Below are 6,535 nucleotides of genomic sequence, written 5' to 3'. Positions count from 1 at the left end.
GGTCCGTTGAAATCGGAACGAAGCGGGATCGCTGAAGCCATGGCAAACCTCCGTTTGCCTCCATCGATTCAGACTTCGCCCGCCTTGGGAACCCCTACAGAGTCAGCTATCGCGCACGTTGGTATTATGCCGCTGGGCCATGCCGCCGGAAGACTGTCTCAAGGACGACTGAGACCTTTTTTTATCCGAACCGCCAAACCTAGCTTCCTGAAATTTATTTCTACAGCCAGCACCGGATGTGTTACTCATACTGCCCTTCCGATAATGCTTCGCCTCGAGGGTGCTCTCAGGTAGGGAGCTTCGTCGCGAACCAGCTGAATTAGGACCGCTAAGGTGAACGGATCTGGCTTCCTCCTCGTTGCGACCCTCTCGTCGTTTTCAGGCGTAGCCCATGCGCAGACAGCCGAGGAAACTGTGGCGTTCATCCTGAGCGGCGCGAGAGAAGGCGTGACGATGGAGACGCCCGAAAGTTCCTACACGTTCGAGCGGACTGAAGAGTCAGCCGCGTCGTTCAACATCGTCGCTACCCGGCACGGCAAAAGGTATGTTGCGGAGTTTGCCGTCTTTCCTGTCAATCTTTGCCGATATAGAGTAAAATTCTCCACTGCCGTCAGAACCCTGCAATATACCGCTGATTTTTCTGAAACCTCCGGCATCCGGTATTTAGACGATCATCACTCCGCTCGTGTTTCAATGAAAAGTGACCTTGCGAAGTTGAGCGACTGCACGGTTTCCGGTCACTCATATATGGTTAAAGGCTGTCCTGCCCATTTCAGCGCATTCACCGATCGTTCTCGTGTCGACGACGCCATGAAATACTTTCGTACGAACTTCTGCAAAGGCAGCGACTTTTAGCCCTCAAGTGAGCCTGCCGTGGGTGGCTAGCGCCCACCGAGGTGCGGTAACGCGAACCTGTTCGGATCTTTTAGGGCCACTCCTGAAACTCTCACTCGATAAGTTCACGAACAAAAAAGTGCGGCTTGATCGTTCCACCAAGCGGCGTCCGCTTCACGCTGCACACTGCCCAAGAGCTGCCCGTCCGCTTACCACCCGGTCGAGCCATTCGCCGCTCGGCGAGGCTGGGCCGAAAGCCGTCCGTCGCTTCCGGAAAGGCAGACGGCGAAAGCCGCCGTTCAAACAGGCAGTCGCCTCTGGCGGTCTAATAACGACAGAGCCCGCTCCACCGAGGCGGAACGGGCTCTGTCGTTTCCCGGGCATCCGCCGGCACTTGCGAGCCGGCGGGAAAACCAAGAACTTACTGCTGGACCGGGGTCTCGCTGGCCGGCGCCATGCCGGTGCTGCCGGCGGGCTCGGCCGGTGCCGCTCCGGTCATGCCCATGTCGTCGGCATCTTCCGCCTCGCCATAGGCAGCAGCGTTCTCGAGTTCCTCGCGCGTCACGTTGAGCACGATGCGGTCCGGCAGGTTGTCCTCGCCCACGACCGGGGTCACCGTCTCGGTGGTGGAGGCGGTCATGTCGCCGCCGGCCGGAGCCGCCGGATCGGCGGCCATCCCGCCAGAGGCGGGCGCAGCGGTCTCAGCCGACGCCTGAGCCTCGGCCGCGGTCGGCAAGCCCTCGGTCTTTGTCGGTCCGAACTCCAGTGCGTCCATCGCAACCGCCACATCTTTCCGGCCGATGCCGAGGAAACCGCCCACGCCGACCAAGACGGCGATCACCTCGCCGTTCTCCGACAGGAGCACGTCGCCGATCGAACCGATGTTCTCGCCGGTAGTGTCGTAGACATCCTTGCCTTCGAGGTCGGACGCACGCCATGCGCCGCTCGGCGGCACGGTCACGAACGGACCCTCGACGGCGCTGGACGACGCCAAATCGGTGCCCATATCCGCGCTCGGCGTGGTCGTGGTCACCGTCACACTGTCGTCGGTATCCGTGTCGGTCGTCACCGCGGTGTCGGTGTCGGCATCCATGTCGGTCGTCGCGGCGCTATCGGTGTCGGACTCCATGTCCGTGGTCGCAGCCGTGCCGGCCGTGCCGGCGGGAGCAGTCGTGGTCGCCGTGGCGGCGTCACCGCCGGTCGGGGAAGCCGCAGGCTCCATGGAGCCGGCCGGTGCCGAATCCTCTGTGGCGGCGGGGGCCGTGCCAGTGGCCGGCGCCTGCGTATCCTGGGCGAAAGCGGCGAACGGCATGACGACGCCAGCAAGGAGGATGGGGAGAAGAGTCTTACGCATCGGTCAGTCCTCCGGTCGTGTTGATGTAGAGGGTCAATGGACACAACCCTTGAGGGTTCCATTGCCAACTACAAGACTGGACGTTCTGACCGGTTGCCGGGGACCGTCCGGGCAATGGTCCCGCGGCCCACCGCCTTAGTGTGTCTTCCTAAGACTGGTGGACTGCCAAGCACCTTGGCTATCGAGAGGTCTGGCGGAAAGTCGAATCGGACACAGTGCTCGAAACCGAGTTGGAGAAGATCGGGCTGGAGAAACGGCTCGCCGCGCCAGCATAAATTGTCGAGTCGCTCACGACCTATCCTAGACATTCAGGGATCCGACGGCCAAACTGCGAGAGCAGTCGTTCATTGAAAATGGCGGAACGTATGCCGGAAGACTTGCCGGGAGGTCATGTGGACTCTTTTCCCCAAGGTACCGTTCATGGGGCAGGCCGCGATCTCGAAGCGGCTGTACGATCAGATCCTAAGCTGCTCGAACTGTGGAAGGGGCTTACGCCGCTCGGGCGTAACGAGTTCATCTGCTGGGTCGAGGATGCAAAGCAGCTCGTGACGCGCCGACGTCGCATTCAACGCACCTGCGAAGAATTGTCCGAGGGAAGGAAGCGGCCCTGCTGCTGGGCAGGCTGCATTCATCGAACGGACAAGGCGCCAAGCCGATGGCAACAGGCGGTGCTGATAGACAGAAAGACTAAGAGCGGCGCCTAGGTCGCCCCATGAGCAGTCGGATACTTAAAATTCATCCGTTTGCGCGCCATCGGGTTAACCCCCGATACGGCCGTCGGCACCTGTCTGCTCCCGACCCTTCGCGACCGACCACCCATCATTGCACGTCGTTTGAGAGCGGACATCAAGTCCGGGAGCTCACGCGGGTGAGATGGCGTTCATCCCTCTTTTCTTCGCGGCCTTAGTGGAACCGACTGAACACCAACGCGGCGTTCACACCACCGAAGCCGAAGGCGTTGGAAAGGACATGATCGACTGCCGAGCATCGGGCGCCATCCGAAAGCAGGTCGAACCCTTCGGCTTCCGGCATAGGGCGATCGATGTTCAGGCTCGGCGGCAAGGTCCCGTTTTGGACCGCAAGAACCGAGAACACGGCTTCGATCGCCCCCGCTGCGCCCAGCATGTGACCCGTCGCCGACTTGGTGGAACCGATCGGCGTACCGCCCCCAGCGGGCCCGAAGACGCGACGCAGCGCGGCCAGTTCCGCCGCATCGCCTACAGGCGTCGATGTGGCATGGGCGTTGACGTAACCAATGTCCTCGGCCGTCAGCCCCGCCATCCCGATTGCGATCTCCATCGCACGGGCTGCCTCGCGGCCATCCGGCCACCCGGCCGTCACATGGTGGGCGTCGGTCGTGGTGCCGTAGCCCGACAGGAACGCCAGGGGCCGAGCGCCCCGCCGCTCGGCATGGTCGAGCCGTTCGATCACCAGCATTGCCGCGCCTTCCGACAAGACGAACCCCTCATGGTCCGCATCGAAGGGGCGAGACGCGCGTTGCGGCTCGTCGTTGAAGCCGAAGGACAGCGCCTTGGCCGCCGTGAACCCGCCGATCGCTACCGGATCGACACAACCTTCCGTGCCACCGCATAGCGCGATATCGGCCTCGCCTGATCGGATCAGGCGCATTGCATCACCGATCGCCTGGGCGGAGGCGGCGCAGGCCGTCGTCGGCGAGCCCGCAGGTCCGTTGAAGCCGAATCGGATCGACACTTGACCGGCCGCAAGATTGGGGAGGAACGAGGGAACAACGAAGGGGGAAAGCCGGCGAACGCCACCCGCCCGCACCATCTCGCTCGCGTCGGTGATCGCGGGTACGCCTCCTACCCCCGTGCCGATAAGGGTCGCCGTGCGAGCCTGATCCTCAGGCTTGGTCGGCCGCCAGCCGGCTTGATCCAACGCCTCGACGGCCGCTGCCATGGCGTATTGGATGAAGAGGTCGCTCCGGCGTCTGTCGCGAGCGTCCATGCTCCGCTCCGGGTCGAAGCCTTCTGCATCCTCCGTGATCGCCGGAACGAGCCCGGCGACCCGACACCTCCAATCTGTGGTGTCGAAACGGTTGTTGATGACGATCCCACTTCGCCCCGCGATTAGCCGGCGCCAGTTCGTGTCAACTCTGGCACCCAACGGGGACACAGCCCCGAGGCCTGTTACAACGATGGGTATCGACATGACTGGCATCCCGTTCCAAACTCTAAGCGTGCATATACACACTCTGAATTGGGCGCAATAAGGTCGCTTTCGTCACTGCGTAGCCAGGCGCCGCACGACGCGCAGATAAATCTCCGCCTCCTCTTCCGAGATGCCTTCCAAGGAGCTCATGCGTGCTTCCGGCCATGCCGCCAGAAGCTGGTTGAGAAGGAGGCCGCCCGCTGATGTCAGTTCACAGACCCGCCGGCTCCTGGCCAAACCCGGAATGCGTTGGACAAGCCCCTTCTTCTCAAGGAGATCGAGGTTGCGCGTCAGGCTGGTCCGGTCGAGAGCAATGCTCTCGGCCAAAGTCATAACCGGCTGCTCCGGCAGGAACCGGATAGCCGCCAGGAGAAAGAACTGCTGGACCGTCACGCCGTATGGCTTGAGCTTGGCATCCCACCGTTTGAGCAGCGAACGCGAGCTCGCCACGGTGTTCAGGACGAGACAGTCGGCGAGGTCGCTGGGCAGAGGCATGGCGAACCATTGGGAAGTCCTCTTACGAGGTCAAGACGTTTTCTCCGTCGCTTCAGAATTGCCTCTGCGAATCTCCATCAGCCATTCGGCGGGCGTTCGGCTTTCGTCTTGGATGGGCCGATGCAGACCGTCTGCTTCTAGCCCCTCTGAAGGAGGAGCCGCCATGCAATTTGACAAACATCATCTTATGTTGATTTCAACTGAATAAAGAGGCACAGGGAATCGGCCGGAAGAGAGACCTGCTATGCTTTCGCACAAGACCTCGTCCGCCATCCTTGCGGTGTCCGACATTGACCGGGCCCGCGCCTTCTATGGCGCCACCCTTGGCCTTTCCGCGGTGGAGGATGGCGGCGACGTCGTCGTCTACCGCACAGGGCCGACGCATCTCGTCGTCTATCGCTCGGAGGAGGCGGGAACGAACCGGGCCAATGCAGTGGTGTTCGACGCTGCCAGCGACATCGAGGCCATCGTCGCGGATATGGCCCAGAAGGGCGTCGCCTTCGAGCGCTACGAGATGGACGGCACCATCTATCGCGACGGTATCCACCATGCCGACGGCATGAAGATGGTTTGGTTCAAGGATCCTGACGGCAACATCCTCCACATAAACGACATGCCCGGGGCGAACGCCGAGGCGGAGTCAGGATGACGAAGCCCGGGATCTCCGCGCGGCCCTGCTCGCGTTACCGCCGATGACTGGCGGCCGCCGCTGTAGCAGGCTTGGTGCGCGACTTCAGGCTCGCTGGGCGTCGGAGCAGGCAAGCTCTCCCGCGACGCAGACCTCGTTCCGCTTGCCGAACACGTCAATCCTGAGAGCTTCGCGCGCCCCTTCGGGCAGACCGCCAGGTACGACCCGCGGGCTCAGTGTCGGCGGCCCTCATCGTCGTGCGGGCCTCGAAAAAGTCTGCACTGAGCAACCCGTCCAAGCCCCCACTGTCCGAACAAAGGAGACGCCGATGTCATACGTCATGGGATGCGTGATCCCCGTCGAGGGATCGAACCGCGAGCGCTTTGTGGAACAGGCGGAGAAGGCTGCCCCCTTCTTTCGCGAGTTCGGCGCTACGGGCGTCATCGACGCGGTCGGCGACGACGTACCGAAGGGCGAAGTGACCGACTTCCATCGCTCCGTCGCCGCAAGGGACGACGAGCTCGTTGCATTCGGCTGGATCGCCTGGCCGGACAAGGCGACCAAAGACGCCGCGGAGACGGCAATGATGGCCGATCCGCGCATGGACATGTCCGACATGGCGTTCGACGGCCAACGCATGATCTTCGGCGGATTCGAGCCGGTGGTCGATGAGGGTCCGGGCGGCGCTTTCGGCTATGTCGACGGGTTCGTCCTCGCTGTTCCTACGGCCAATCAAGACGTCTTCGTGCAGCATTGCCGAGCTGCAGCGCCCCTGTTCCTGCGCAACGGGGCGACACGCCATGTGGAGTGCTGGGGGCTCGATGTTCCTGCGGGCAAGGTCACCGATTTCGCTCGGGCCGTGAAGGCCGGTCCCGACGAGACGGTCTGCTTCTCCTGGATCGAGTGGCCGGACAAAGCGACGCGCGATGCCGGGCAGAAGGCCGTCTTCGCGGATATGGAGGGGGCCATGACAGACAACCCAATGCCCTTCGACGGCAAGCGGATGATCTTCGGCGGCTTCGACGTCGTCAGTCGATAGGTCTCGAAGACCA

At 62.6% G+C, this 6,535-nt stretch carries 7 protein-coding genes; 4 read left to right on the top strand and 3 right to left on the bottom strand.

The annotated features are described in order from the left end of the window. Window positions 1-333 precede the first annotated feature (333 nt). Window positions 334-855 carry a hypothetical protein gene (locus GTW51_RS20015; RefSeq protein WP_163045818.1) on the top strand — a complete coding sequence of 174 codons (522 nt, stop codon included), beginning with the start codon at window positions 334-336 and terminating at the stop codon, window positions 853-855. 400 nt (window positions 856-1,255) lie between these two features. Here the strand turns inward: GTW51_RS20015 and GTW51_RS20010 are convergent, their stop codons facing one another. Next, window positions 1,256-2,188 (bottom strand): PRC-barrel domain-containing protein, encoded by a 933-nt coding sequence (locus GTW51_RS20010; RefSeq protein ID WP_163045817.1) that lies wholly within the window; start codon window positions 2,186-2,188, stop codon window positions 1,256-1,258. A gap of 353 nt (window positions 2,189-2,541) precedes the next feature. Here GTW51_RS20010 and GTW51_RS20005 point away from each other — a divergent pair, with 353 nt between their 5' ends. Beyond that, complete coding sequence (locus GTW51_RS20005; protein ID WP_343034074.1) at window positions 2,542-2,892, top strand: YdeI/OmpD-associated family protein; 351 nt, start codon at window positions 2,542-2,544, stop codon at window positions 2,890-2,892. Between the two features lie 199 nt (window positions 2,893-3,091). Here the strand turns inward: GTW51_RS20005 and fabF are convergent, their stop codons facing one another. Then, window positions 3,092-4,360: a beta-ketoacyl-ACP synthase II gene (gene fabF / locus GTW51_RS20000; RefSeq protein ID WP_203566202.1), complete on the bottom strand. Its 1,269-nt coding sequence runs from the start codon at window positions 4,358-4,360 to the stop codon at window positions 3,092-3,094. A gap of 72 nt (window positions 4,361-4,432) precedes the next feature. Next, entirely contained in the window at window positions 4,433-4,855 is a 423-nt protein-coding gene (locus tag GTW51_RS19995) for a MarR family winged helix-turn-helix transcriptional regulator (protein ID WP_163045816.1), read from the bottom strand. 244 nt (window positions 4,856-5,099) lie between these two features. Here GTW51_RS19995 and GTW51_RS19990 point away from each other — a divergent pair, with 244 nt between their 5' ends. Both GTW51_RS19990 and GTW51_RS24555 read left to right on the top strand, forming a co-directional pair. Beyond that, window positions 5,100-5,504 (top strand): VOC family protein, encoded by a 405-nt coding sequence (locus tag GTW51_RS19990; protein WP_163045815.1) that lies wholly within the window; start codon window positions 5,100-5,102, stop codon window positions 5,502-5,504. Between the two features lie 307 nt (window positions 5,505-5,811). Next, window positions 5,812-6,522, top strand: a complete 711-nt coding sequence (locus GTW51_RS24555; protein ID WP_163045814.1) for a DUF1428 family protein — start codon at window positions 5,812-5,814, stop codon at window positions 6,520-6,522. Window positions 6,523-6,535 lie beyond the last annotated feature (13 nt).

The sequence above is a fragment of the Aurantimonas aggregata genome, from assembly GCF_010500835.1.
Taxonomy (GTDB): Bacteria; Pseudomonadota; Alphaproteobacteria; order Rhizobiales; family Rhizobiaceae; genus Aurantimonas; species Aurantimonas aggregata.
Note: the sequence above shows the minus strand (reverse complement) of the source record. Positions and strands in the feature narration are given on the sequence as shown.